At 65.9% G+C, this 26,360-nt stretch carries 20 protein-coding genes; 14 read left to right on the forward strand and 6 right to left on the reverse strand.

The window, feature by feature from the left end; genetic code table 11:
- Positions 1-2: 2 nt before the first annotated feature.
- The 9 genes from hemE (at position 3) to HGO92_RS09190 (ending at position 9,912) form a co-directional block, all read left to right on the forward strand.
- Positions 3-1,064 (forward strand): uroporphyrinogen decarboxylase, encoded by a 1,062-nt coding sequence (gene hemE, locus HGO92_RS09150; protein WP_169993940.1) that lies wholly within the window; start codon positions 3-5, stop codon positions 1,062-1,064.
- 2 nt (positions 1,065-1,066) lie between these two features.
- Positions 1,067-2,581, forward strand: a complete 1,515-nt coding sequence (gene hemG, locus HGO92_RS09155) for a protoporphyrinogen oxidase (protein WP_169993943.1) — start codon at positions 1,067-1,069, stop codon at positions 2,579-2,581.
- A gap of 67 nt (positions 2,582-2,648) precedes the next feature.
- Positions 2,649-3,356, forward strand: coding sequence for a hydrogen peroxide-dependent heme synthase (gene hemQ, locus HGO92_RS09160; protein WP_169993945.1), 708 nt, complete (start codon positions 2,649-2,651; stop codon positions 3,354-3,356).
- Positions 3,357-3,409: 53 nt separating this feature from the next.
- Positions 3,410-4,552, forward strand: coding sequence for a ferrochelatase (locus tag HGO92_RS09165; protein ID WP_169994426.1), 1,143 nt, complete (start codon positions 3,410-3,412; stop codon positions 4,550-4,552).
- Entirely contained in the window at positions 4,549-5,520 is a 972-nt protein-coding gene (gene hemC / locus HGO92_RS09170) for a hydroxymethylbilane synthase (RefSeq protein WP_169993948.1), read from the forward strand. The genes HGO92_RS09165 and hemC overlap by 4 nt, the downstream gene beginning before the upstream one ends.
- Before the next feature lie 2 nt (positions 5,521-5,522).
- A complete protein-coding gene (locus tag HGO92_RS09175; protein ID WP_169993951.1) occupies positions 5,523-6,458 on the forward strand; it encodes a uroporphyrinogen-III synthase in 936 nt (311 codons plus the stop codon).
- Positions 6,445-7,428, forward strand: coding sequence for a porphobilinogen synthase (gene hemB / locus HGO92_RS09180; RefSeq protein WP_169993953.1), 984 nt, complete (start codon positions 6,445-6,447; stop codon positions 7,426-7,428). The genes HGO92_RS09175 and hemB overlap by 14 nt, the downstream gene beginning before the upstream one ends.
- 3 nt (positions 7,429-7,431) lie before the next feature.
- Positions 7,432-8,757, forward strand: a complete 1,326-nt coding sequence (gene hemL, locus HGO92_RS09185) for a glutamate-1-semialdehyde 2,1-aminomutase (protein ID WP_169993956.1) — start codon at positions 7,432-7,434, stop codon at positions 8,755-8,757.
- A gap of 27 nt (positions 8,758-8,784) precedes the next feature.
- The gene (locus tag HGO92_RS09190; protein WP_169993959.1) at positions 8,785-9,912 is read left to right on the forward strand and encodes an AI-2E family transporter; all 1,128 of its coding nucleotides are present in this window, start codon (positions 8,785-8,787) and stop codon (positions 9,910-9,912) included.
- 111 nt (positions 9,913-10,023) lie between these two features.
- Here the strand turns inward: HGO92_RS09190 and HGO92_RS09195 are convergent, their stop codons facing one another.
- The 4 genes from HGO92_RS09195 to HGO92_RS09210 form a co-directional block, all read right to left on the reverse strand.
- Complete coding sequence (locus HGO92_RS09195) at positions 10,024-10,857, reverse strand: MetQ/NlpA family ABC transporter substrate-binding protein (RefSeq protein ID WP_169993962.1); 834 nt, start codon at positions 10,855-10,857, stop codon at positions 10,024-10,026.
- A gap of 128 nt (positions 10,858-10,985) precedes the next feature.
- On the reverse strand, positions 10,986-11,729 hold the full coding sequence (locus HGO92_RS09200) for a methionine ABC transporter permease (protein WP_169993965.1): 744 nt from the start codon (positions 11,727-11,729) through the stop codon (positions 10,986-10,988).
- Complete coding sequence (locus tag HGO92_RS09205; protein ID WP_169993968.1) at positions 11,726-12,718, reverse strand: ATP-binding cassette domain-containing protein; 993 nt, start codon at positions 12,716-12,718, stop codon at positions 11,726-11,728. The genes HGO92_RS09200 and HGO92_RS09205 overlap by 4 nt, the downstream gene beginning before the upstream one ends.
- 127 nt (positions 12,719-12,845) lie before the next feature.
- Entirely contained in the window at positions 12,846-13,574 is a 729-nt protein-coding gene (locus HGO92_RS09210; protein WP_169993971.1) for a 3'-5' exonuclease, read from the reverse strand.
- Between the two features lie 92 nt (positions 13,575-13,666).
- On the opposite strand from HGO92_RS09210, the gene HGO92_RS09215 reads away from it, so the two are divergent.
- Genes HGO92_RS09215 through HGO92_RS09225 form a run of 3 tightly spaced genes read left to right on the forward strand, consistent with a single transcriptional unit; the run spans position 13,667 to position 20,678 of the window.
- Positions 13,667-14,044, forward strand: coding sequence for an MGMT family protein (locus HGO92_RS09215; protein WP_169993974.1), 378 nt, complete (start codon positions 13,667-13,669; stop codon positions 14,042-14,044).
- Between the two features lie 8 nt (positions 14,045-14,052).
- Positions 14,053-17,304, forward strand: coding sequence for an ATP-dependent helicase (locus tag HGO92_RS09220; RefSeq protein ID WP_169994428.1), 3,252 nt, complete (start codon positions 14,053-14,055; stop codon positions 17,302-17,304).
- Positions 17,305-17,351: 47 nt separating this feature from the next.
- A complete protein-coding gene (locus tag HGO92_RS09225; protein ID WP_169994430.1) occupies positions 17,352-20,678 on the forward strand; it encodes an ATP-dependent helicase in 3,327 nt (1,108 codons plus the stop codon).
- On the opposite strand, the gene HGO92_RS09230 is transcribed toward HGO92_RS09225, so the two are convergent.
- Positions 20,667-22,025: a phosphotransferase gene (locus HGO92_RS09230; RefSeq protein WP_169993977.1), complete on the reverse strand. Its 1,359-nt coding sequence runs from the start codon at positions 22,023-22,025 to the stop codon at positions 20,667-20,669. The genes HGO92_RS09225 and HGO92_RS09230 overlap by 12 nt on opposite strands.
- Before the next feature lie 151 nt (positions 22,026-22,176).
- Between HGO92_RS09230 and nudC the strand changes: the two genes are divergently transcribed.
- Both nudC and HGO92_RS09240 read left to right on the forward strand, forming a co-directional pair.
- Positions 22,177-23,130, forward strand: coding sequence for an NAD(+) diphosphatase (nudC, locus tag HGO92_RS09235; protein ID WP_169993980.1), 954 nt, complete (start codon positions 22,177-22,179; stop codon positions 23,128-23,130).
- Between the two features lie 14 nt (positions 23,131-23,144).
- Complete coding sequence (locus HGO92_RS09240; RefSeq protein WP_346768900.1) at positions 23,145-25,259, forward strand: ATP-dependent DNA helicase UvrD2; 2,115 nt, start codon at positions 23,145-23,147, stop codon at positions 25,257-25,259.
- On the opposite strand, the gene HGO92_RS09245 is transcribed toward HGO92_RS09240, so the two are convergent.
- Complete coding sequence (locus HGO92_RS09245; RefSeq protein ID WP_169993987.1) at positions 25,252-26,352, reverse strand: ThiF family adenylyltransferase; 1,101 nt, start codon at positions 26,350-26,352, stop codon at positions 25,252-25,254. The two genes, HGO92_RS09240 and HGO92_RS09245, sit on opposite strands and share 8 nt — an antisense overlap.
- Positions 26,353-26,360 lie beyond the last annotated feature (8 nt).

A 26,360-nucleotide genomic window follows, 5' to 3' on the forward strand; every position in this document is an offset into this window, starting at 1 on the left:
GCATGACGTTGAATGCTTCCCACCCCTTGATGGATGGCCGGACTTCCGATTCTGCCCTGATTACCGCTTACCGCGGCGGGAAGCCCGACCGGCGGCCGGTGTGGTTCATGCGCCAGGCCGGCCGCTCGCTGCCGGAGTACCGCGAGCTGAGGCAGGGGATCGCGATGCTGGATTCCTGCCTGAACCCGGAGCTGGCCGCCGAAATTACGCTGCAGCCCGTGCGGCGGCACGATGTGGACGCCGGAATTTTCTTCTCCGACATCGTCATTCCACTGAAGTTGGCGGGGGTGGACGTTGACATCGTTCCCGGTGTTGGCCCGGTGCTGGGCAGCCCGGTGCGGACCGCCGCCGACGTCGCGAATCTGCCTACCCTGACCGATGAAGCGCTGGAGCCCATCCGTGAAGCCGTGCGCCTCTCGGTCAATGAACTGGGGAAGAAGCCGCTGATCGGCTTCGCAGGTGCGCCGTTCACCCTCGCGGCCTACATGGTGGAGGGCAGGCCGTCGCGTGACCACCTGGGCCCGCGGACCATGATGCACGCCGAACCGGAAACATGGCGGGCCCTCACCGACTGGGCGGCGGATGCCTCCGGAAAGTTCCTGCGCGCCCAGCTAGAAGCCGGGGCCAGCGCCGGACAGCTCTTTGACTCCTGGGCCGGCTCGCTGGGCCTGGAAGACTACCGCCGCCACGTGGCGCCGGCTTCCTCCCGCGCACTGGACCACGTCCGCGACCTCGGCGTTCCGCTGGTGCACTTCGGTACCGGCACCTCCGAACTGCTGATTGCCATGCGCGATGTCGGCGTCGATGTGATCGGCGTGGACTATCGTCTGCCACTGGACGAGGCCAACCGCAGGCTGGGCGGCAAGACCCCGCTGCAGGGCAACATCGACCCGGCGTTGCTGTCTGCCCCGTGGGAAGTGCTGGAACAGCACGTCCGCGAAGTACTCGCCGCCGGTGCCGCGGCTCCGGGGCACGTGGTCAACCTGGGGCATGGTGTCCCGCCGGAGACAGACCCGGATGTGCTGACCCGCGTGGTCAAGCTGATCCATTCGGTGGACCTGTAGCCATGCCGCACCACCAGCGTCCCGACGCCGGGTACCCGGACCGCGCTGCCTCCCGCAGCACCCCGCGCACGGGCCACCTGCCGGCCCTCAAGGCTCCCACCGCCGTCGTTGTTGGCGGCGGCGTCGCCGGGCTGGTCGCCGCGCGCGAACTTGCGATGCAGGGCGTGCAGGTCACCGTGCTGGAAGCAGCCGCGGATTTCGGCGGCTGCGTGGCGCGGCACGAGGTGGCGGGCTTTACGCTGGACGCCGGTGCGGAGTCCTTCGCAACACGCTCGCAGGCCGTCTCGGGACTGGCCGGGGAACTCGGACTGGGGGAGAGCATTGTGGCCCCCGACCCGGCCGGCGCGTGGGTGCAGTTGCCCGGCTCGGCCCAGCGGCTGCCCAAGACCGGGCTGCTGGGCATTCCGTCGGATCCCACCGATCCGCAGATAGTGGCGGCGATCGGCCGCAAGGCTTCCCTGCGAGCTGCGGCGGACCGCATGCTGCCGCTGGGGAACCTGCTGGGCAAAGACCAGCTGAGCCTGGGCGAACTGGTCCGCGCCCGCATGGGCAGCACCGTGCTCGAGCGGCTGGTGACCCCGGTGGTGGCCGGCGTCTATTCAGCCGATCCCGATGTGCTGGATGTGGACTCGGTTGCCCCGGGCCTGCGTGCTTCGGTGGCAACCCACGGCTCGCTGCAGGCCGCGGTAGGCGCCATGCGCAAAGCGGCCCCGGCGGGCTCAGCGGTGGCCGGAATAGCGGGCGGCATGGGCCGGCTGACCGAGGCCTTGCTGGCCGATCTGAAACGGCGCAAAGTCCAGTTGCGCGCCTCCTCGCCGGTTAAAACAATTGCAAAGCACGACGGCGGCTGGCGGGTCGCATCCGCGGACGGGACCTTTGACTCTGCCGGGCTGGTGATGGCGGCGGACGGCGTCTCCGCGGTGACGCTGCTGCAGGAATCCATCCCCGGGATCGCTGACCTGAAGCCTGCCCCAGGGCCCTCGGTGGCACTGGTGACGCTGGTGGTAGACCAGCCGGAGCTGGATGCCAAGCCGCGCGGCACCGGGCTGCTGGTAGCGCCGGGGGTCGAAGGTATCAAGGCGAAGGCGCTCACGCATGCCACGGCCAAGTGGCCCTGGCTCGCGGACGAAACCGGCCCGGGCAGCCACGTGCTGCGCCTGTCCTACGGCAGGGCGGTTGGACAGGCGGGTACCGCGGAAGACTTCACCGGCTGGCCCGACGAGAAGCTGTACCGCCAGGCGCTGAGCGATGCCACGGCGCTGATGGACACTCCGATCACCGATCCGGATGTGCTGGGCTGGAAGGTGGTCCGGTGGGTGGGCGCGCTGCCGTCCGCCACCGTGGGACATCGGGACAGGGTGGCCCAAGTGCGTGAGCTTGCTGCCGACGGGAGCCACCTGCAGCTGACCGGTGCCTGGCTGGCCGGAACAGGGCTGGTGGCCGTGGTGGCCGACAGCCGGACCCGCGCACGCCAGCTCGCGGCAGAACTGAAAGCCGCGGCGCCGTCGTCGTCCTGAATTTCTTCTACAATGGGTAGAAGATCCGTTTTCGACTAATAACTACTGAAGAAGGCAGACTGTAAGCATGAGTGAAACGTCCACGTCCGGATCCGCCAACGCCGTCGAAACCCCGGGCGAAGAAGAGCTTTTCTACACCCTCTGGACCGTGTTCAAGCGGTCCGGTGCGGACATTGCGGACTCCGCCGTTGCCGACTTCGAATCCGCCGTCGCCCGCCTCGGCGATGCCGGCGTGACCCTGCGCGGCGCCTACGACGTCTCCGCCATGCGCGAAGACGCCGATGTCATGATCTGGCTCCATGGCTCCAAGCCGGATGAGCTGCAGGCGGCCGTGCGCACCATCCGCCGCACCGCGCTGTTCGAAGAGGCGGACATCGTCTGGTCCGCCATGGGTGTCCACCGCGACGCGGAGTTCACCAAGAACCACTCGCCGTCCTTCGCGCTCGGCAAGGAACCCGAAGCCTGGCTCTGCGTCTACCCGTTTGTGCGCTCCTACGAGTGGTACCTGCTCCCGGCCGAGGAGCGCGGCAAGATGCTGCGCGACCACGGCATGCTCGGCCGCGATTTCCCGCAGGTGCTCGCCAACACCGTGGCGTCCTTCGCTCTGGGCGACTGGGAATGGATCCTGGGCCTGGAAGCACCGGAACTGATCGACCTGGTCGACCTGATGCGGCACCTGCGCTACACCGACGCCCGCAACCACGTCCGAGAGGAAATCCCGTTCTACACCGGCCGCCGCATCAGCCCCGCCGAGATTGCCGAGGTACTACGGTGACCACCGCCGAAACAAACTTCGATCCGCGCGCGGGTGTGGACGAAAACGGCAGGATGGCGCCGAAGAACTACGATGCCATCATCCTGGCGTCCTTCGGCGGCCCCGAGGGCCAGGAAGACGTCATCCCGTTCCTGCGCAATGTCACCCGCGGGCGCGGCATCCCCGATGAGCGGCTCGAAGAGGTGTCCCACCACTACCGCGCCAACGGCGGCATCAGCCCGATCAACGCCCAGAACCGGGCGCTCAAGGCGGCCATGGAGGCCGAACTGGCCAGCCGCGGGATCGACCTACCCGTGCTTTGGGGCAACCGGAACTGGGCGCCCTTCATCGCCGATACCTTCCGCGAAGCGTACGACGCCGGCCACCGCCGCGTGCTGGCCGTCACCACCAGCGCCTACTCCTGCTACTCCAGCTGCCGCCAGTACCGCGAGGACTTCGGCGTGGCGCTGGTGGAGACCGGGCTGGAAGGCAAGCTGGAAGTGGACAAGGTCCGCCAGTACTTCGACCACCCGGGCTTCGTGGAGCCGTTCGTCGAGGGCGTCGCCGAGGGGCTCGCCGCGGTGCGCGCCGACCTCGCCGCCAAGGGCGAGCCGGACGCGCCGGTGCACATCATGTTCGCTACCCACTCCATTCCCATGGGGGACGCCGAGGCGGCCGGGCCGCGCTTGGCTGATGGCGCCGAGTACGACGGCGGCAGCGCTTACGTTGCGCAGCACTTGGCTACCGGCCAGGCCGTGCTGGACCGGATTCCGGAAGCCGCCGGCGTCGCACATTCGCTGGTCTACCAGTCCCGGTCCGGGGCGCCGCATGTGCCCTGGCTGGAACCGGACATCAACGATGCCCTCGAAGAGCTGGCCACGCAGGGCGTGAAGGGCGTAGTCATTGTCCCGCTGGGCTTTGTCAGCGACCATATGGAAGTGATCTGGGACCTGGACACCGAGGCGCTGGAGACCTGCCGCAAGCTCGGCCTCGCCGCCGCCCGCGTGCCGACTCCGGGCGTGCACAAGAAGTTCGTTGCCGGCCTGGTCGACCTGGTCTGCGAACGGACCGCCGAGAACACCATTGCCGAACGCGCCGCCACCACCAAGCTGGGGCCGTGGATGGATGTGTGTTTCCCCAACTGCTGCACCAACCGCCGCGGCGAAAAACCCACGGTTGCCGGCATGGATTCCACCGTAGGAGTACCCGCACCGTGACAAGCACTGTCCGCATAGGAACCCGGGGCAGCGCCCTGGCCGTCACCCAGACCACAACCGTGGCCGAAGCCCTTGCCGCATCCGGCGGGGTGGACTACGAGCTGGTCCGGATCAAGACCGAGGGCGACATTCTGAAGGGTTCGCTGGCCCAGATCGGCGGCACCGGCGTTTTCGTTGCGGCCCTGCGCGAGGCCCTGCTCGATGACCGCTGCGATGTGGCCGTGCATTCGCTCAAGGATCTGCCCACCGGCGCGGCCGATGGGCTCCAGATCGCGGCGTATCCGGCACGCGTCGATGTGCGGGATGCGCTGTGTGCCCGGGACGGACTGACCCTGACCGAGCTGCCCGCCGGCGCGAAGGTCGGCACCGGTTCCCCGCGCCGCGCCGCCCAGCTGCGCGCTGCCCGGCCGGACCTGCAGGTCATCGATATCCGCGGCAATGTGGAAACCCGGCTCGGCCGCGTCCGGGGGATGCACGGCCCCGAGGTCATCGAGGGTAAAAAAGGCGACCTCGACGGGGTGGTCCTTGCAGCCGCAGGCCTCAGCCGGCTGGGCCGGACCGAGACCATCACCGAACTGCTGGATCCGGCCGTCATGCTGCCGGCCCCTGGACAGGGCTCGCTGGCCGTGGAGTGCCGTACAGCCGACGCCGCGGACGGGAGCGCGCTGGCCAAGGCGATGCAGGATTACGACGACGAGGCCACCCGCCTCTCGGTGACCGCCGAACGTGCGCTGCTGGCCCGGCTTGAGGCGGGCTGCAGTGCGCCCATCGGTGCGCTGGCGACGCTGGCCGGGGGTGTGCTCCGGCTCGAAGCGGTAGTGTGCCGGCCGGACGGAAGCCGCCTGCTGCGCAGCAGCCTGGAGACCAACAGCCCGGACATGGAAGCCGCGGCAAGCCTGGGAGCCCGGTTGGCCGAGGACCTGCTGGCCCAGGGAGCCGGAGAACTGACCCCCTTGGCAGGCAGCTGAGCATGCCCCTGCTGCGGCCGCGAGGCAACCCCGGGAGTCCGCTCGCCGGGCTGGTAGTGGTGCTGCCGCGCAGTGCCGACCGCGCAGGTGCCATGGTGGCCGAGCTGTCCGGCAGAGGCGCCGAACCGAAACTGATGCCGCTGATCGACTTCGAGGAACCCGAGTCCAGCCGTGAACTGGACGAAGCGCTGCGCATGCTGGGCCAGGGCCGCTTCGAGTGGATGGTCGTCACCAGCATCACCACCGTGCGGGCGCTGAAGCAGCGGGCAGCCGCACTCGGCACCACACTGAAGGCGCTGTCCGGTGACACCAAGATCGCGGCCGTCGGGTCGGGTACGGCTTCGGCCCTGGAAGCGGAGGGCCTGCAGGTTGACCTTGTTCCCGAAGGCACCATGGACGCCGTCGGACTGGTGGCGGACTGGCCCCGGCCGGGCGAACCCCGTCCGGAAACGGCATTGCGTACCAACGTCTTCCTGCCGCAGGCGGACATCGCGGCGGACACCATTTTCGAGGGCCTGATGGATAAGGGCTGGCAGGTGCTGCCTGTGGTTGCCTACCACACGGTGGACTATCCGGCCCGGCCGGAGCGGCGCCTGACCGCTGTGCTGGAGTCCGTTTCTCCTGCCCTCGCCGGGGCAGACCAGGAACCCATGACGGTGGAAGAATTCAACCGCGGCGTCGCCGAAAAGGCGATTCACGCTGTCGTTCTCACGTCTCCGAGCGTGGCCCGCCGGCTGCATCAGCTCTCGCCCGAGCTGCCGCCAAATGTGCTGCTGATAGCCATCGGCAACAGCACCGCGAAGGAAGCCGGATTGCTCGGTCTGGACATCGCCGCGACCGCCACCGCACCGACGCCGGCCGGGATCGCGGACGCGCTGACCGAGGCCCTCAAGACCCGCACCGCACCAAAGCCGAAGGATGATGATGAGCTTTCCTAGCCACCGACCGCGCCGACTCCGTGCCACCGCAGCCTTGCGCAAACTCACCGCTGAAGTGCGGATCGAGCACTCGCAGCTGATTCTGCCGGCGTTTATCCGCGAGGGCATCTCCGAGCCGGCGCCGCTGCAGTCCATGCCCGGCGTCGTCCAGCACACCACAGATTCCCTCAAGCGGGCCGCGGCCGAAGCGGTGGAACTTGGCCTCGGCGGCATTATGCTCTTCGGCGTGCCGGCCGCCCGCGACGCCTCCGGCAGCGCAGGCGTGGACCCGGACGGCGTGCTGAACAAGGCCATCGCAGATGTGAAGGCCGAGGTAGGCAACGATCTGGTGGTTATGAGCGACGTTTGCCTCGACGAGTTCACGGACCACGGCCACTGCGGTGTCCTGACCCCGGATGGGGCGGTGGACAATGACGCCACGCTGGAGATCTACGCGCGGATGGCCGTGATCCAGGCACAATCCGGCGCCGACGTCCTGGGCCCCTCCGGCATGATGGACGGCCAGGTCGCCGTGATCCGCCAGGCCCTCGACGAGGCAGGCCTGAAGGACACCGCGGTGCTGGCCTACGCGGCCAAGTACACGTCTGCCTTCTACGGACCTTTCCGCGAGGCAGTGGATTCGCAGCTGAGCGGTGACCGGAAGACCTACCAGATGGATCCGGCAAACCGCCGCGAGGCCCTGCTTGAGGTCGAACTGGATCTCGATGAGGGCGCGGACATGGTGATGGTCAAGCCCGCCATGAGCTACCTGGACATCGTGGCCGATGTTGCGGCCATGTCGCCGGTACCGGTAGCCGCCTACCAGATTTCGGGTGAATACGCGATGATCGAGGCCGCGGCAGCCAATGGCTGGATCGACCGCAAGCCCGCCATCCTCGAGTCCGTGCTGGGCATCCGGAGGGCCGGGGCGGATATGGTGTTGACATACTGGGCTACAGAAATTGCCCGCTGGCTGAAGGAAAGCAACTAAGGAATGACTAGCTCTGAAGAACTGTTCGAACGCGCGCGCCATCTGATGCCCGGGGGAGTGAACTCGCCCGTGCGGGCCTTCGGATCCGTGGGCGGGACGCCGCGCTTCATGGTCTCCGCCAAGGGGCCCTACCTCACCGACGCCGACGGCCGCGAGTACGTTGACCTGGTTTGCTCCTGGGGGCCTGCTCTGGTGGGCCACGCCCATCCCGAGGTGCTGGCCGCCGTCCACGCGGCGGTGGACCGCGGCCTGTCCTTCGGCGCGTCCACGCCCGCCGAAGCCGAACTGGCGGCCATTGTGATGGAGCGGGTTTCCGCCGTCGAGCGGCTGCGCATGGTATCCACGGGCACCGAGGCCACCATGACTGCCGTGCGGCTGGCCCGCGGCTTTACCGGCCGCAACCTGATCATCAAGTTCGCCGGCTGCTACCACGGCCATTTGGACGGACTGCTGGCGGCCGCCGGATCGGGTCTTGCCACGCTGGCGCTGCCCGGCTCTGCCGGTGTCACCGAGGCTACTGCTGCCGAGACGCTGGTCCTGCCTTACAACGATCTGGCCGCGGTTGAAGCCGCGTTCGAAACCCACGGTCCCAACATCGCCGCGGTGATCACCGAAGCTGCACCCGCCAATATGGGTGTTGTGGAACCAGGCGCAGGCTTCAACGCCGCACTTTCCCGGATCACCGCACAGCACGGCGCCTTGCTCATTCTGGACGAGGTTCTGACCGGCTTCCGGACCGGCTATGCAGGCTACTGGGGACTGACCGGAGGAGCCGAGGGAACGGACGCTCCGTTCACGCCGGACCTGCTGACCTTCGGCAAGGTCATCGGCGGCGGTATGCCGGTGGCAGCATTGGGCGGCCGGGCCGAGGTTATGGATTATCTTGCCCCGGTGGGGCCGGTCTACCAGGCCGGCACGCTGTCCGGAAATCCGATCGCGATGGCGGCCGGGGTGGCCACTCTGACCGCGGCCACGCCCGAGGTCTACGCCGGGATCGACAGGCGGTCCCTGGAATTGTCCGGCGCGGTCTCCGCCGCGCTGGGCGAAGCAGGCGTGGACCACAGCATCCAGCGTGCCGGTAACCTCTTCAGCGTGGCCTTCGGAACCTCGGCTAACGGAGTCCACAACTACGAGGACGCCCAAGGGCAGGAAGCTTTCCGGTACGCACCGTTCTTCCATTCCATGCTGGATTCCGGCGTTTACCTGCCGCCGTCGGTCTTCGAAGCGTGGTTCCTTTCCGCGGCGCATGACGACAAGGCCATGGACCGGATTTACGCTGCCCTTCCGGCGGCAGCCAAGGCGGCGGCCGCGGCCTCACCTGGAGCCTGATTTCCAACCACTTCAAGGAGCATGTTGATGGCGTTGTTTGCCCGGCGGGACCAAGTTCAGGAACAAAATCTGTGGACCGATGGTATGGGCCGGGTGGGCACGCGCTCCGCACAGTTGCTGCTGATCCTGACGCTGCTCTCGGTCAGCGTGTACGTGATGCTGCAACTGCAGCTGCTGGTCATCCCGGTGCTGATTGCCCTCATCCTGGCGGCCGCGGTCTATCCGGTGGTCAACGTCCTGAGGCGCTGGGGCTGGTCCAGTGCGCTGGCCACCGCGACGGCGTTCCTGGGCATCCTTGTGGTGCTTGGCGGCGTCATTACCGGCATCGTTGTCGCCGTTCGGAACGAGCTGGATGAACTCATCAGTTCGGCTACCGAAGGCTGGGCACAGCTGCAGGGCTTCCTGGCTGATTTCCCGCTCCCGGTGGATCAGGCGCAGATAGACGAGGCGCTGGCCGGCGTCCTGGACTTCCTGACCAGCGCGGCCGTGGGCCGCAGCGCGTTGAGCGGCCTGTCCACGGCGACGCAGTTCATCACCGGCGCGGTCCTGATGGCCGTGGTGCTGTTTTACTTCCTCAAAGACGGCGAGCGGATCTGGACATTCCTGCTGCGCTGGTTCCCCTACCGCCGCCGGGCGAAGATGGCGCTGGCCGGCTCGCGGGCCGTTGACGTCCTGGGCAACTACGTCCGGGGCACCGCCATTGTGGCGGCGGTCGACGCCATCTTCATTGGTCTGGCCTTAATCATCCTGCAGGTGCCGCTGGCGCTGCCGCTGGCCGTGCTCATCTTCATCGGCGGCTTCGTGCCGATAGTGGGTGCCACGGTGGCCGGCGTGCTGGCAGCCCTCGTGGCACTGGTGGCCAACGGTCCCGTGGCCGCGCTGGTGGTGATCGGCGTTGTGGTTCTGGTGAACCAACTGGAGGGGAACTTCCTGCAACCCGTCGTCATGGGCCGTTCCGTCAGCCTCCATTCCCTGGTCATCCTGCTCGCCCTGACGGCCGGCACCATCCTGGGCGGTATTGTCGGTGCCATTCTTGCCGTGCCGTTGGCGGCGGTGGCCTGGGCAGTCATTCAGGTCTGGACGGGCGATACGAAGCCGGAAGCGTCAGGCCGGCGGGTGCGGCTCGAGGAAAAGTCTGTGGAGACGGTGTCCTGACCCGACACGACAAACAAGCCTTGGGGCAGAACTGACAAGGGAGCCGGCAGCGTGTGCTGCCGGCTCCCTTGTGGTTAAGCGTGGCTGATGCGGCCTTGCTGGCCGGGAAAGCTAGAACGCCGGAGTGACGTCGCCGTTCGGCCAGGTCTCCACAATGTAGTCCTTGACCTCGGGGGAGTGCAGGAGCTCCTCGAGGACGGTGATGGCTTCAGTCTTTTCGCCCGCGCGCCAGGTGAGGAAGTTGGCATACGGATTATCTTCAACGGACTCAACTACCAGGGCGTCATCCGTGCTCATGCCGGCTTCCAGGATGAAGTTGCCGTTGATGATCGCCAGGTCCACCTTGGGATCGTCGATGAGGGGAAGCAGGATTTCCGGCTGGTTTTCCTCGAATTTCAGTCCCTTGGGGTTCTGCTCCTCCGTCAGGGTCAGGGCCGCGGAGTCTTCCTCGATGCCGCTGAGCAGGCCCGCCTCTTCAAGCATTTTGAGAGCGCGGGGCTGGTTCGCGGGGTCATTCGTGATGGCGATAGTGCCACCATCCGGGATCTCCGAGATGTCGTCATGCTTGGAAGAGAAACCTGCGTACGGCTCGATGTGGATTCCGGCACCGTGCTCGAAGTCGTAGCCCTTGTCCTCGATCTGCTGTTCAAGGAAAGCAAGATGCTGGAAGTAGTTCGCATCGATCGAACCGTCGCTCAGGGCGATATTCGGCGTCTGGTAATCGGTCATCTCTTCGATTTCCAGATCAATGCCTGCGTCCTTGGCAAGGTTCTGGTCTACAAACTCAAGGATCCGTGCGTGCGGAACAGGGCCAGCGCCGACCGTGACGGTCACAGGATTGGCCGGGTCGGGAGTAGCGTTGGAGGCAGAATCCGATCCACCGCAAGCCGTCAACGCCAGGGCCGCGGCAAGGCCGGTGCCCACGAGGGTAAGTGCTTTACGCATCTGCGTGCGTTCCTTTCGAATAACCCGGAGCAGGTGTTCGACCTCTCCGGACGTGGTGCAGCTAGCGGCTACTGGCTGCATTCTTCCGCCACGCTGTAGAGCGGGGCGGGAAGCTGGCAATGTTGGCTTTAGACGCCGACCACGGTGGCCGGTTCATGCCGACGGGATTTCTTCGAACCGGCTGTGGCAGCGCTGCGGTGATCGACCCGGCGGGCGACGGCGTCCCCGATCCACTGGATGGCTTGGACCAGTATGACTATGAGCACGATGGTGACGATCATGACGGTCGTGTTGAACCGCTGGTAGCCGTAGTTGTAGGCCAACTGTCCCAGTCCACCCCCGCCGGTCAGGCCCGCCATGGCGGAGTAGCCAACCAGCGTAACCATTGTCGTCGTCAGCGCCGCGACGAGGCCCGGCAGGGCCTCCGGTACCAGAACCTTTCGGACAATCTGCATCCTGGTGGAGCCCATGACCAGGGCAGCGTCGATCTTGCCCGAGCTGATGTCCCGCAGCGCCGTCTCGACAAGACGGGCAAAGAACGGGACGGTGCCGATAGTCAAGGATACCGTGGCGGCCAGGGCGCCGATGGAGGTTCCGGTGATGATCCGCGCGAGCGGAATCAGCGAAATCATCAGAATCGCGAAGGGAATGGACCGGGTGATGTTCACCACGATGTCCGAGACGATGCGGTTGGTTACCGGGAGCGGGCGCAACCCTCCGGGCGCACTGGTATAGAGGAAGATGCCGAGAGGCAACCCGATCAGCACGGTGAAGACACCCGAAATTCCCACCATGAGCAGTGTTTCGCCGATGGCTTCCGGCAGTGCCTTCGTGATGGCCGGATTAGAGAACAAGTCCTCGAATAGGTTCATGCGGCGTCCTTTCCTGCGGTACGCACCGAGACTCCCTGGCTGTGCAGATATTCGACGACGGGGCCGGCGTCGGTGCCTGCCGGAAGCTGGATGCGCAAGTGGCCGAATTGCGTGCCTGCCAACGTTTCGACACTGCCAGCGAGTACGTTGAGGTCCAGGTTGAATCGGCGGGCGGCGGCGGTTAGAACTGGTTCCGAGGCAGTGTCACCGGAGAAAAGGATTTCAAGAACGACGCCGGTGCCCAGCGGCTCCGCTGAGGGCAGCGGCAGCAACGTTCGGGACAGCTCGCTGCCCAGACTGGCTGCCACCTCGCGCAGCGGGCCGTGTTCGACGATGCGGCCGGCGGCCAGCAAGGACACCGAGTCGCAGACGCGTTTGACCACGTGCATTTCGTGCGTGATGATCAGCACCGTCAGCTGCAGGCGCTTGGTGAGGTCCTTGATCAGGACAAGGATTTCTTCGGTAGTTTTCGGGTCCAAAGCAGATGTGGGCTCGTCGCAGAGGAGGACGTCCGGATCGGAAGCGAGGGCGCGGGCAATGCCTACGCGCTGGCGCTGGCCGCCGGAGAGCTGGGAAGGATAGGCGTTTTCGAAGCCTTCCAGTCCCACCAGCTTCAACAGTTCATTCACCTTTGTGCTGATGGCGTCCTTGGATGTGTTGACGATTTCCAACGGATGCGCAACGTTCTGCGCAGTGGTCCGGGAATCCATCAGGTTGGCATGCTGGAAGATCATGCCGATGCGCCGGCGTGCGCTGCGCAGATCAGCGTCCCGGGCCGCGCTCAGTTCGGCCCCGTTGATGCTCACCGACCCCGAGGTGGGGGAGTCCAGCAGGGTCAGGCATCGGACCAAAGTCGATTTGCCCGCCCCGGAATGTCCCACGATGCCGTGAATTGATCCCTTCGGGACCTCAAGGCTGACTCCGTCAAGAGCAACAATTTCACGGTTGCCTTGGCGATAGACCTTGCGCAGGTCAGAAACAGTGATCACATGAATCCTCGGCTGATTGGGGACGGGGTCCTGGTCTGCGGCGGCCAGCACGGGCAGCGGACAGCTTAAATTATGACAGGACTGGCCGCGCTCCCGAACCCGGGCAAAGATTCGTAATATTCAGACGCTAAATTGACTGCCCTGCCGCAGCTGTAGGCCGCGCGTGCACAACACCCTCCCGTAGCGGCCAAACGCCGTCGACCACCGCGTCCGGTTTGGTCCGGCGCAACCACTCCTGGAAATTCGTGGCCTGTTTGGCGCACCACTCCACTTGCGATGCGTGGAGCTCAGAGGGATCGACCTGAAGTTCTGGGTATTTCATGGCCAGCGCATCGGCGACGCCGATAGTGGCCATGGCATCTGCGGCGGAAGTGTGGGCGTTCTCCAGCGGCACCTGGTAAAACTCGCTCAGCGCTACCAGGTTCCGCTTGCCGCGCCGGTACCGGTCCATCTGCTTGTCCAGGACAAACGGATCGATAACGGGTGTGGGCTCCGGCATGTCCATCCCGTGGCGTCCGCATTCTTCGGCCAGGACCGTGAAATCGTAGGGGGCATTGAACGCCATGACCGGGATGCCGGCGTCGAAATAGCTGCCGAGTGTCTGGGCGATTTCAGCTGCAGCCTGGGCGGCGTCCATTCCCTCCTTGGCGGCTTTGTCGTTGGTGATGCCGTGAATGGCAGAGGCTTCGGCCGGGATGGAAATGCCGGGGTTGACCAGCCATTCCAGCTCTTGCAGCGGCCGCCCAAGCCCGTTGACAAGAATAATGGATGCGGTGACGATCCGTGCTTCGTGCGGATCCCGTCCGGTCGTTTCGACGTCGAATGCTGCCCGGGGAAGTTCATGCCAGCTGCTCATGCCGGTAACGCTACCGGCCGGCACCGACATTTCCGGGGCAGCCCCGCCGCCTGTGGATAAAAACACATCGGCTGCCATTTAGAGTAGATCGCATGCGCCGCGAGTTTGTTGATGCCGTTCTGGAAGTGGCGGCACTCATACCGGCCGGTCGGGTCCTCTCCTATGGGGACGTAGCGGAACTGCTCGGCTCCGGCGGTGCCCGCCAGGTTGGCCGTGTGATGTCGCTCCACGGCGCGTTGGTGGCATGGTGGCGCGTTATCCGAGCGGACGGAACGTTGCCCAACGAGCTGATGGGCCGGGCGGTGGGCCGCTATCAACGGGAGCGCACGCCGCTCATCATTCGGGAGGCCGGACACGAGCCGAAGGTCAGGATGCAGCTGGCACGGTGGTTTCCGGATGATGATGACTTTGATCGCATTGAAGATATCCGCCGAAAAATGTCACTGCCGGCTGATGGAATGGAACCGTGATCAAACCAATGCAGCAAGCACCGGAACTCAAACTGGTGCGGCCGAACCGGTCCCGGGCAGAGCAGCCGGCCGAACGTCCGGACCAGAATGACGTTATCTCGCTGCCCCAAGGCTGTGGTCCGGTGCTCGTTTATGGTGCCCCGGGCACCGGCAAATCCACGGTGCTGGTCGAACACGCTGTCCGCCGGGTCGAACAAACCGGCCTGGATCCTGCGCGGGTATTGATGCTGGCTCCGTCGCGCCTGGCCGCTGCACGTCTGCGGGACAAGCTCACGGCGCGGCTGAACCGAAGCCTCAGCACAACGCCGGCGAGGACCTGGGCTGCCTACGCCTTCGATCTGATCCGGAGAGCCCGGGCCGAGGGCCGGCTGCCGCTGCTGGAGCGGGCTCCGCGACTGATGTCCGGCCCGGAGCAGGATCAGATCATTGCCGAACTGCTGCAGGGCCACCGCACCGGGCACAGCGGTGCCGTCAGGTGGCCCAGCGAGCTTGATGAGGCGCTCGGAACCCGAGGATTCCGGCACGAGATCCGGCAACTGTTCGACCGCGTCATTGAATACGGCAGCACCGCGGAACAGCTGGAGGCGATGGGGGTCGCCGGCGGGCGTGAAGACTGGCAGTCGGCGGCGCGGTTGTTCCGGGAGTACCGTGACCTGATCGATCTGCGCATGCCGGAGGCCTTCGACCCGGCCGGTATTATCACTGCGGCGCGGCAACTGCTCATGGACGATGAAGATTTCCTGGACCGCGAACGGCAGCGGCTCGGGCTGATTCTGGTCGATGACCTGCAGGAGGCCAATCCTGCCGTCTACGAATTGCTGGCCGTCCTCGCCGAGGGCAAGGACACCATTGTCACGGCCTCCCCGGACACCGTTGTCCAGGGTTTCCGTGGCGCTCGGCCGGATCTGTTGGCGCGCCTGTCCGAGCTGTTGGCATCCGGTGGAGGACCATTTCGGACCATGGCCCTGACCGATTCCCACCGCATGGGGCCAACGGTGTCGGCAGCCTGGCAACGGGTTGCCTCGCGGATTTCCTTGGTCGCCGGGGCACAAAAGGCACGCGAACTGACATTTGCGGAGTCTGATGGGCGGCAGACGGAGCCGGCCCGTTCGGGGCTGGCTCCGGAGGCCAGTTCCCATCTGGTTGATTCACCGGTCCACGAGCAGCGCTACGTTGCCCAGCGGATTCTTGAAGCCCGGCTCTTTGACGGCTTCAAGCTCAGCGACATGGCAGTAATCGTCCGCACCGGCGGCCAGCTTTCGCAACTGGCACGTTATCTCTCCGGGCAAGGTATCGCCGTGAAGGTTCCGGTGGCGGAAACGGCGGTCCGGGACGAAGCCGCCGTCCGGCCGCTGCTGGATGCCTTTGCCATGGTGCTGGAACCGGACCGGCTGGACGCAGAAACGGCAGTCCAACTTTTGACCTCGCGGATGGGCGGCGCGACCGCCATTGACCTGCGCAGGCTCCGCCAGTCGCTGCGACGTGAAGAGCGGCTCGGCGGCGGCGGCCGGTCCAGCGACGCACTGCTGGTGGAGGCGCTGCAGAATCCGGCGACCCTCCAGACTCTGGGCCGCGAAGCCGGGCCGGCAAAGCGGATCGCGGCGATGCTCGGTTCAGGTTCGCAGGCGGCACAGGAGCCCGGTGCCAATGCGGAGACTGTGCTGTGGGCTTTATGGTCCGCCGCGGGACTTGCCGATAGGTGGTCCGCGCAGGCGCTTCAGGGCGGTCCGGCGGGTGTCCGGGCGGACCGGGATCTGGATGCTCTCATGGCCCTGTTCCAAACGGCGGAGCGGTATGTCGACCAGTTGCCCGGCTCCAGCCCCGCCCAGTTCCTTGATTATCTGCTGAACCAGGAACTACCGATGGACAACCTCGCTCCCCGCGCGCAAATGCGTGAAGCCGTGGAACTGATGACTCCGGCCAGCGCAGCGGGACGCGGCTGGCCGATGGTCATCGTGGCAGGTGTCCAGGAGGGTATCTGGCCCAACACCAGGTTACGTGGAGAGCTGCTGGGCAGTACGCAGTTCGTGGATGTCCTCGAGCATGGCATCGAGCAGGCAGGACAAATCGACGTCGTATCCAGGCTTCGGGAGACGCGTTACGACGAGCTCCGAAGCTTTTCAACCGCTATCTCTCGGGCCGAGCGCAGACTGATATGCATTGCCGTGCAGTCAGAGGACGCCCAACCTTCCGGGTTCCTTGATGTGGTGGATCCGTGGCTGGACGAGGAAGTGGCGCGGCCGGTGACCACGGTCATGCGGCCGCGGACGGTACGCGCGTTGGCCGCCGAATTGCGGCAGTGGGCACAGCAAGGAGCCAAGGAGCCCGAACGCGCTGCCCAGGCAGCGGCGGGGCTCGCCATGCTGGCCTCAAGCCCCGTTCCCGTACCGGGGGCACATCCATCGCAATGGTGGGGATTGCTGCCCCTGACCACCGATGCACCGATCGTGCCGCCGGACCAGCCGGTGCCGGTGTCGCCGTCGCGGGTGGAAGCGGTGCACGCCTCACCGATGGACTGGTTTGTTCAGGCGGCCGGCGGCGAGGCCGCCACGGACTTTGCCCGAAGCCTGGGCAACCTGGTCCACGCCATTGCCCAGGACATGCCCGATGCGACCGGAAATGAGTACGTCCAGGAACTCACCCGTCGGTGGCCGGCGCTGGGCATGAAGGAAAATTGGGAAGGCCGCCTGGACTTCCAGCGGGCAGAGGGCATGGTGCGCCGGCTGGCCCAGTACGTACTCCATATGCGGTCCGAGGGGAGGAGCCTGTTAGGCGTAGAGCAGGACTTTTCCGTCGATATCGAAGGCCCTGAACGTATCGCCAGGCTGAGGGGACAGGTTGACCGGCTGGAACTGGACCGCGAAGGCAGGCTCGTGATCATCGACCTCAAGACGGGCAAATCGGCGCCGAACGCGGCCGATCTGGACCGGCATCCCCAGCTGGGCAGCTACCAGGCCGCGGTCAAGGCCGGGGCTTTTGACGAGGCCGGATCCCGGGAAGCGAATGCCAGCCGCCATCCCGGCGGAGCCGCGCTGGTCCAGCTAGGCAAGGACTTGAAGAACGTCAAGGTCCAGCACCAGGACGGACTGGACACCGCTGAAGATTGGGCTACTCCGATGATCCATGAGGCGGCCGGTCTGATGTCCGCTAATCGGTTTGAAGCCCGTCACGATCCGCAAAAAGCACGCGGTGGTTCGCACGGGTGCCGTGTCCCCGAACTCTGCCCGCTGTGCGCCGAAGGAAGGCAGGTAACCGAGTGAGCGTCGAACAGGTCCTCACAACCTACGCCCCGGATGAACTTGCCCGGATGCTGGGCCAGCATCTGCCCACCCCCGAGCAGGCGGACATCATCAGTTCGCCACTGCAGCCGCTCCTCATCATTGCGGGCGCGGGCTCGGGCAAAACGGCCACAATGGCGGACCGTGTGGTGTGGCTGGTGGCCAACGGGCTGGTCCGGCCGGAGGAGATCCTCGGTGTGACCTTCACGCGGAAGGCGGCTGGCGAGCTGGCGGCGAGGATCCGCGTCCAGCTCAACAAGCTCGCCCACCACGGGCTGCTGCCGGAGGGCGCGGATGACGCGGCCGGACTGCTGGAGCCCAAGGTGTCCACCTACCACTCGTACGCCAACGGATTGGTTTCCGACTACGGGCTCCGGCTCGGCATCGAACGCGACGTCGTGCTGCTGGGCAGCGCGCAGTCGTGGCAGCTTGCCAGCCAAGTGGTGGAGGCTTATGACGGGGATATCGGGCATCTGACGGCGGCCAAGTCCACTCTGGTCAAGGCAGTCATGCAGTTCGCCTCGGAGTGCTCGGAGCATTTGGCAACGCCGCAGGACGCCATCGGACTCCTGCAGGACGACGTCGAGAGGATCGGTTCGCTGCCCTATGTGGAAGGCAGCACGCGGCAGCCAAAAGCCGCCGTCGTGTCTCTGTTGAACCGGTTGCGGACCCGGATCACCGTTGCCGAACTCGCCGCACAATACGGCAGGGCCAAGCGTGAGCGCGGAGTGCTGGACTACGGCGATCTCGTCTCTCTGGCGGCAGCGATCGCCAAGGACGTTCCGCAGGCCCGCGAGCTGGAACGTCTGCGATACAAAGTGGTGCTGCTGGACGAATTCCAGGACACCTCGCACGCGCAAATGGTGCTGTTCTCCAAACTCTTCGGTGACGGCCATCCCGTTACCGCGGTGGGGGACCCGAACCAGTCAATTTATGGATTCCGGGGAGCATCGGCCGGACAACTTTTCGCCTTCCGCCAGCATTTCCCGCTCGTTGGCGAGGACGGGCAGCGCAGCGTCGCTCCCGCCAGCTTCCTGACCGTAGCCTGGCGCAACGCCGTGAACGTGCTCGCCATGGCCAACACGATTTCGGCGCCGCTGAACAGGGTGGACCCGAACCGGTCGAAGCCGGGCCGGCTCGAGGTACCTGCACTCAAGCCGCGGCCCAACGCCGTCGAGGGCACGGTGACCCTCTCCCGCTACCGCAGCGAGTCCGAGGAAGCGGAACAGGTGGCTGCCGGCGTGGCAAGGGCACGCCGGACTGTATTCGAGCGGGATCCGGAGACCGGCAGGGCCGAGCCTGTCACCACGGCCGTGTTGTGCCGCCGGCGGGCGCAGATCGCCGGCGTCGCCAAAGCACTCGCGGACAAGGGCATTCCCTACGAGATCGTCGGGTTGGCCGGGCTGCTGAGCCAACCGGAGATAATCGACCTCGTCGCTACGCTGCGAGTGCTGGCCGATCCCGGCCGCTCCGACTCCCTCATGCGCCTGCTGGCGGGTGCCCGCTGGCGCATAGGGCCCGCGGACCTGATGGCGTTTGCTGATTGGTCCCGCTTTCTGGAGTCACAGCGGCGCCGGGCGGCCGAGGACCGGCAGTCGGTGGACCTGGATGCCGACGACAAGGCATCCCCTCAGGTTGTCCAGCAGGATCTGGCGGAGGCGGCCTCCCTGGTGGAGGCCCTGGACCGGCTGCCCAAACCTGGCTGGACGTCCCGCAACGGCCGCTCGCTGACCCCCGAAGCGCTGGCCCGCTTGGAGCGGCTGTCGGCGGAGGTCCGGCAGCTGCGGACTTTCGTGGGGGACGAGCTTCCCCTGTTGCTGGGCGAAGTCGAACGGGCCATGCTGCTCGACATCGAAGTGGCGTCCAAACCCGGCGTTACCATCCACCAGGCACGCCGGCATCTGGATACCTTCCATGATGCCGCCGCGACTTTCATGCAGACCGCGCAACGGGTTGACCTGTTGGCTTTCCTGGCCTGGCTCGAAGCCGCCGCGGCGGAAGAAGGCGGGCTGGACATCGTCCAGATAGACGTGAGCAAGGACGCCGTGCAGTTGCTGACCGTGCACGCTTCCAAGGGACTGGAATGGGACGCTGTGTTTGTCCCCGGGCTCAACGACGGCGCCTTTCCCAGCGGATCCGACAACCGCTGGAGCAGCGGAAACGAGGCCTTGCCCTGGCCCCTGCGCGGTGACGGGGCGGACCTGCCGCAGTGGGACACCGAGCAGCCGGACCAGTTGTCCTGGTTCACCGCCGAAGAAGTCTACAAAGGTGAGGTCCAGGCCCACAACGAACAGGAGGAGCGGCGCCTGGCCTACGTAGCGTACACCCGGGCCAAGCACCTGCTTGTCTGCAGCTCCTCGGGCTGGGCCGGCAGCAAGGTTAAACCCTCCGCACCGTCCATATTCCTCACCGAGCTGGCTGAACTGGCGCACCAGAAGCCGGCGACGGTGCAGGTCGGTACCTGGATCTCCGATGAGGAACTTGGCGATACCAACCCGTTCCGCGAGGAAACCGAGACGGCCTTCTGGCCCTACGATCCCTTGGAAGGCCCGCTGATATTCCGCGGTGGAGAGCCGGAACCGGCCCGTCCCGGCCGCCGTGCTGCCATGGAGGCAGCCAGCCAGGCAGTGCTGCAGGCCATTGCGGAGGACCGGAAGCTTGAGCCGGGGGCACCGTGGGCAAGGGAAACGGAGCTGCTGCTGCAGGAGCACAACGCTGCGCGTGGAGCCAACGAGATCGAGCTGCCGGCGCATATCTCCGCCTCTATGCTCGTGGAGCTGAAGGACAACGCTGCCGAGGTCACGCAGTCCTTGCGTCGGCCCGTGCCGCGCAGGCCCGGCATGGCCGCGCGCAAGGGAACCGCGTTCCACAGTTGGGTGGAGGAGCACTTCGGCACCGCCGGCATGCTGGATCTTGACGACTTGTCCTCGCCCGCGGACTCCTATGTTGACGAGGCCTACGACCTGGAGACGATGAAATCCACGTTCAAGGCCTCCGAATGGGCGGAGAAGGCGCCGGCGGCCATCGAGGTACCGGTCGAAACCAGAGTGGATGAGGTTGTAGTCCGAGGCCGGATCGACGCTGTCTTCCGGGATCAGGACGGTACCTGGGACCTGGTGGACTGGAAGACCGGTTCGCCGCCCTCGCCGGACAAGCTGGGTGTGCGGGCCGTTCAGCTCGCGGTGTACCGGCTGGCCTGGGCCCGGTTGCAGGGAATCGACCCTGCGGAGGTCAAGGCCGCGTTCTATTATGTGGCGGCGGATAAGACCGTGCGGCCGCACGATTTGGCCGGTGAAGCCGAACTCGAAGCCATCGTGCGCGCGGCGTACGCCGGTTCCGAACGTCTAGGAACCTGAACGGGGCTCGATGATGGGGATCGCTGTGGTTGTCAATGAATCATCAGCGGCAGCGGTCTCCGTGCCGGAGGCACCGCCGTCGGTCTTCTCTGCGGGAGTCTTCGGTTTCGCCTCCGCCGAACCGGGCCGGTCTGCCGTCGGCTCGTCTTCCTTTGGCGGGTTCAGGCCGGAACCGCCGGCATCCTTGTCCGTGCCGGATTCCTTATCGTCCGGCCCAGTGTCGGTATCATTGACCGGCCCAGCGTCAGCGGTTGGCGTTTTCGAGGGTACCGCGGGAAGAATCGGCTCCGCCGTCACACGCTCGCTGATCAGGGGCGCGGCGACAGGCCGCTCTGCGGACTGCGTGCCGGCTCGCTCAGGTTCGGGCGGCGCCGCGGGCGGACCTGCCGGAGCCGCGGGCACGGGAAGCTTTTCGCTGCTGAGTTCCTGGCCGCCGTATTCGCGGATATCGGACTCAAGTTCCTGCAGCATCTCCTCGGCTTCGGCAATCATTGCGGCATCCTCGGCAGCGACACCACGTACCAGCCACTGTGCCAAGGCGAATTCCGCGGCCAGCGCGGCACGGCGCATCAGGTGGGGATCCACCGGCTCCTTGCGGTACTTGTTGTAGGATTCCAGCACGACGTCGGCAAAAGACTGTTCGTGGACGGCGATAAGCCAGGCAAAATCATCCGCCGGATCGCCGATCCGCAGATCCGTCCATCCGGTGACGGCGCTGACCGCACCGTCCCAGATGACGAGGTTGTCCTCGTGCAGGTCGCCGTGGACCACTGACGGGTTGAACTTCCAGAGGGTGACATCCTCCAGCGCATGCTCCCAACGGCGCAGCAAAGCCGGCGGGATCTTGCCGGTCGTGGCGGCCTGGTCGAGTTCGTTCAGCCGGCGCTGACGGAACTCATCAGCGGTGTAGCTCGGCAAATCCGCGCGGTCCACCATGGCCTGCGGCAAGTCATGGATTCCGGCCATGGCCCGGCCGATTTCGGTGGGCACTCTGCCGCCCTCGGCGACGAGCGTCTCGAGTTCCAAAGTAGCCCCGGGGACATGGTTGTAGACAAACGTGCGCAGCTCCCCTTGCTGGACGGTGCCTGCCACGGACGGCACCTGGAACGGCAGCTCGGCCCGGATGCCGGGAGAGAAGGACCGCAGGACCAGCAACTCCGTTTCGAGCCTCATGCTGGCTTCCGGATGACGGGGGGAGCGGACGCGCCACTGCTTGCCGGCGTCGTCGATCACTACCGCGGACGTGAAGTCCGCGGCGTCGTCGGGAGCCCCGGAAACGCCGGCAGGCGCCAGCCCGGGTACGGCCGCGCTGGCCATGGCAGCCAGTTCCATAGGAGTCTTTCTCACGTAGTCCACCGTAATTGGAATGTTGCCCCAGCCATGGCGGATGCCGCGGCGAGTCGCTAGAACGTGACACAGGGCAAGCGCGAGCCCCCTGTTCTCCCCCGATTGTGGGCCCAAATATCAATTGGTCCGCCGCGCTTAGTACGGTAGAGGTATGAGCACCACAACCCACGCCACAGGCTGTCCTCCGCTGGGCGGCCTGACCCTTGCCCGCAGCGCCCTGGACCGGGGTTGTGAGCGCCGCAGCCAGCCGGTCCTGTTCGACGATATCTGGGGCTTGGAATCCACCTGGGTCATGCTCATGAATGCGGGTAAAACGCTCGTGCGGGGCAACAAGATCGTGCTGCAGCCTTCACTCGGGCGCCGTATGCCGGAAAACCCCGTCTATCTAGGCCGCGCAGTGGCAGGGGCTGAAGTTCCCGAGGGAACGGATATTGTCCTGGAAGACCTGACGGGGATAACTGCTGAAGCAAAGAACGACGGCGAGTGGATGGGATTGCGAGACGTCGCAACTTCGCTGTCGCCTCAGGACGCGGGCCTGTTCGCGGAAGCATCCGCGATCTCAAATTGGCACGCTGTCCATACCCACTGCCCGCGCTGTGGGACACGGACCACGTTGGAAAGCGGTGGCTGGGTCCGTCGCTGCCCGGCCGACGGCAGCGAGCACTATCCCCGCACCGATCCGGCCATCATTGTTTCGGTCGTGGACGCAGACGACCGGCTGTTGCTGGGCAACTCGGCCAGTTGGCCCGTGGGGCGATACTCAACGCTGGCCGGTTTCGTGGAACCCGGGGAGTCCCTCGAGGCGGCCGTGATCCGGGAGATCGAGGAAGAATCCGGGATTGTGGTGCACTCGCCGCAGTACCTGGGATCGCAGCCGTGGCCCTTCCCTTCTTCTCTGATGCTGGGCTTCACCGCAGTCGCTACGGGAACCGAAACGGTCCCGGACGGTGTGGAAATCAGGGACGTCCGCTGGTTCACGCGGGCCGAACTCGCCCAGGGGATTGAATCCGGCGAGATCCAGGTCGCGGGCGGCATCTCGATCGCCCGGGCCTTAATCGAACACTGGTATGGCAGCGCGCTGCCGGAACCGCTGGGCGGGAAGTGAGCCTGGAACTACCTGTGGATGTCACTGACAATCTCGAAGCCAGAATTCTCGGCGGACTCGACGAGGAGCAGCGCCACGTTGCGTCGACGCTGACCGGGCCTATGTCCGTGCTTGCGGGTGCAGGCACCGGCAAAACCCGGGCCATCACCCACCGCATTGCCTATGGGGTTCATTCGGGAGTTTACAAGCCGCAGCAGGTGCTGGCGGTGACTTTCACCGCCCGCGCGGCGGCCGAAATGCGCACACGGCTGCGTGACCTGGGCGTGGGCGGGGTGCAGGCACGCACCTTCCATGCTGCCGCGTTGCGTCAGCTGCAGTACTTCTGGCCCCACGCTGTGGGCGGCCCGTTGCCGGGATTGCTGGACCACAAAGCCCAGGTCATCGCCGAATCCGCTCGGCGGCTGCGGTTGACCACGGACCGGGCCGCGATCAGGGATCTGGCCGCGGAGATCGAGTGGGCCAAGGTGTCCATGCTGACCCCGGACACCTACCTTAAGGCTGCGGCAGACCGGGTCGAGCCGGCAGGGTTTGATCTGACGACCATTTCCCGGCTCTTCCAGGCCTATGAAGACGTCAAGACGGACCGCAACATCATCGATTTTGAAGATGTCCTGCTGATCACGGTTGGCATCCTGCAGGAAGATGCCAAGGTCGCCGCCACCGTGCGGGACCAGTACCGGCACTTCGTCGTGGATGAGTACCAGGACGTGTCCCCGCTGCAGCAACGGCTGCTGGACTTGTGGCTGGGACCAAGGGACGAGTTGTGCGTGGTTGGCGATGCCAGCCAGACCATTTATTCCTTCACCGGCGCTAATTCCCGGCATCTGCTGGAGTTCACCAAGCGGTTCCCCGAGGCCGAGGTGGTCAAGCTGGTACGGGACTACCGGTCGACCCCGCAGGTAGTGAACCTGGCCAACTCGCTGCTCGCGGCACGTACCAGGCAGCCACGGCGCGGCGGCAACGACCCCTGGCCCGCCCCGCTGGAACTCATTGCCCAGCGCCCTACCGGCCCGGAGCCTTCGTTCACGGAATGCGCCGACGACGAGGCCGAAGCCGCACAGGTAGCCGGAAGGATCCGGACGCTTCTGAATGAAGGCGTAGCGGCAAGCCAGATCGCCGTGCTGTACCGGACCAACGGCCAGTCGGAAGCCTACGAGCAGGCTCTGGCCTCGGCGGATATCGGTTACCAGTTGCGCGGCGGCGAGCGGTTCTTCCGCAGGAAGGAAGTCCGGGATGCCATGCTGCAGCTGCGCGCCGGCGCCCGGGCCGCAGGGACGGATCCTGTGCCGCAGCTGGTCAGGGACATCCTTGCCAACCTTGGCTACACCGCCCAGGCTCCTCAATCCGGTGGTGCCGTACGCGAACGCTGGGAATCCCTGGCGGCGCTCGTGGCACTGGCTGATGAATTGGACAATGCGCGCGGGAGCGCGTCCGGTGGTGTGTTCACGATGCAGGATCTGGTTACCGAGTTGGAAGAGCGTGCTGCAGCCCAGCATGCGCCAACTGTCCAAGGCGTCACGCTGGCCTCGCTGCATTCGGCCAAGGGGCTGGAATGGGATGCCGTGTTCCTGGTCGGACTCAGCGAAGGCCTGATGCCGATCTCGTTCGCGGACACGGATGACGCCGTGGACGAAGAACGCAGGTTGCTTTACGTCGGGATCACCCGGGCACGCGAGCATCTTGCCCTGTCCTGGTCCCTGGCGCGCACACCCGGGGGCCGGGCCAACCGGAAGCCTTCACGGTTCCTGGACGGGCTGCGGCCGCAATCATCGTCCTCAGTGCAAAGCCGGACGGGCGCCAAGCCCTCCCGCCGCAAGCAAGCGGCACCCGCGGTGTGCCGAGTGTGCGGAACTCTGCTCAATTCAGGCGCCGAACGCAAAGTCGGCCGCTGCCAAAACTGCCCGCCTACCTATGAGGAATCGACCTTCGAGGCTTTGCGGCAGTGGCGCAAGGAAATCGCCCTGGAGTCTTCGGTGCCGGCGTTCGTCGTGTTCACGGATGCCACGCTGGTGGCTATTGCCGAAGCGCGACCCCAGTCCATCCAGGAACTCTCGCGTCTCGCCGGGGTCGGGCCCGCCAAGTTGGAACGCTATGGCGAAGACGTGTTGCGCATACTTTCCACTAATTAGCCTCAAAGCCCCTTGAGCCGCTAGAGCTGTCCTGCAGGGCCGGCTGCAGCTGGCAGGCACACTCGGGATGGGGCCGATACTCGTGCCGGCCTACGGCGCCATCGACTGAACGCAACTGCAGGACCGCGGACCAGGCTGCCGGGCGGTTCCTGCCATCCAGAAAGAGCAGCGATTGCAGGCTTGCCAGCCCCGCCGCGGCAACAGACTGGGCTACTTCATCGACGGCGCCGGTCTCCGCGCTGGCGCCGTGTACCTGCGAACACAGCTCATACCAGTCGGGATCCGTTTGGGCGTGATGCCGATCCAAGCAGTCCAGGCACGCGGATTGCCCGGGTACCACCAGGGGGCCAATCAACGCGTCCCGCTCACGAAGCAGCAACGACAAGTGGGGATTGTCACCCTCGGAGAGGCCGCGGCTGATGCGTGCGTTGGGCACATCACGGTCAGTGTAGATAACGAGGTTCAGGAAGCGCGGGCGACCCGCGGCGGCTTCCGGGTCCATACTGTTGGACAGGATGTGCGTAGAAACCGTCGGGTCGATGTTGCGGATCATCTTCCGGACAGCTTGCGCCCGGTTCAGCCCGACGTCGGCCAGCCTGAACGCTCCCGATCCTACGTCGGCGGGCCCCACGCTGGCCCGGTCTTCCAGCAGTAGTGTGCCGACGCCCGCAGCGGCCAGCGCACAGGCGACAGCCCCGCCCGTTCTGCCCAGCCCGATCAGATGCACGGCTGCCCTTGCCCGGTCCGCCAGCAGCGACGACGAGTCGACGGAGTACACCGCGGACCAGTGCGCCCGATCAGGCGCCAGACGGTCCAGACGCAATCCGCTGAGTTGCTCCGACTTGGCCGGCGGTTCTACCAGCACACTTTCCAGCGCAGCCACCAACGCTTGCGCCCTTTCCGGGGTGATGGCACAGTCCACCGCAGTGCGATCCAGTTCCGTGTCGTCGAGACCGGTCCGCAGGCGGTACAAAAATTCCAGATCCCCCTGGCCGGTGCCCTCCAGAACCAGGCCGGTGGGGCCCAAGCCTATCTGCACCGTGCCCCGGCGCTCGATCAGGCGCAAACCGGGATTGATCTTCAACTCCGCCACAGCTTTCT

Source organism: Crystallibacter degradans (genome assembly GCF_012952295.1).
In the GTDB taxonomy this organism is placed as follows: Bacteria; Actinomycetota; Actinomycetes; order Actinomycetales; family Micrococcaceae; genus Crystallibacter; species Crystallibacter degradans.

Excerpts from the sequence above, each read along its gene's own strand:
- nudC (WP_169993980.1), top strand. The coding sequence starts at position 22,177 with ATGAGCACCACAACCCACGCCACAGGCTGTCCTCCGCTGGGCGGCCTG.
- HGO92_RS09190 (WP_169993959.1), top strand. The coding sequence starts at position 8,785 with ATGGCGTTGTTTGCCCGGCGGGACCAAGTTCAGGAACAAAATCTGTGG.
- hemG (WP_169993943.1), top strand. The coding sequence starts at position 1,067 with ATGCCGCACCACCAGCGTCCCGACGCCGGGTACCCGGACCGCGCTGCC.
- HGO92_RS09215 (WP_169993974.1), top strand. The coding sequence starts at position 13,667 with ATGCGCCGCGAGTTTGTTGATGCCGTTCTGGAAGTGGCGGCACTCATA.
- HGO92_RS09200 (WP_169993965.1), bottom strand. The coding sequence starts at position 11,729 with ATGAACCTATTCGAGGACTTGTTCTCTAATCCGGCCATCACGAAGGCA.
- hemL (WP_169993956.1), top strand. The coding sequence starts at position 7,432 with ATGACTAGCTCTGAAGAACTGTTCGAACGCGCGCGCCATCTGATGCCC.
- hemQ (WP_169993945.1), top strand. The coding sequence starts at position 2,649 with ATGAGTGAAACGTCCACGTCCGGATCCGCCAACGCCGTCGAAACCCCG.
- HGO92_RS09195 (WP_169993962.1), bottom strand. The coding sequence starts at position 10,857 with ATGCGTAAAGCACTTACCCTCGTGGGCACCGGCCTTGCCGCGGCCCTG.
- hemE (WP_169993940.1), top strand. The coding sequence starts at position 3 with ATGACGTTGAATGCTTCCCACCCCTTGATGGATGGCCGGACTTCCGAT.
- HGO92_RS09225 (WP_169994430.1), top strand. The coding sequence starts at position 17,352 with ATGCTGGGCCAGCATCTGCCCACCCCCGAGCAGGCGGACATCATCAGT.
- HGO92_RS09210 (WP_169993971.1), bottom strand. The coding sequence starts at position 13,574 with ATGAGCAGCTGGCATGAACTTCCCCGGGCAGCATTCGACGTCGAAACG.
- HGO92_RS09220 (WP_169994428.1), top strand. The coding sequence starts at position 14,053 with ATGCAGCAAGCACCGGAACTCAAACTGGTGCGGCCGAACCGGTCCCGG.
- hemB (WP_169993953.1), top strand. The coding sequence starts at position 6,445 with ATGAGCTTTCCTAGCCACCGACCGCGCCGACTCCGTGCCACCGCAGCC.
- HGO92_RS09175 (WP_169993951.1), top strand. The coding sequence starts at position 5,523 with ATGCCCCTGCTGCGGCCGCGAGGCAACCCCGGGAGTCCGCTCGCCGGG.
- HGO92_RS09165 (WP_169994426.1), top strand. The coding sequence starts at position 3,410 with ATGGCGCCGAAGAACTACGATGCCATCATCCTGGCGTCCTTCGGCGGC.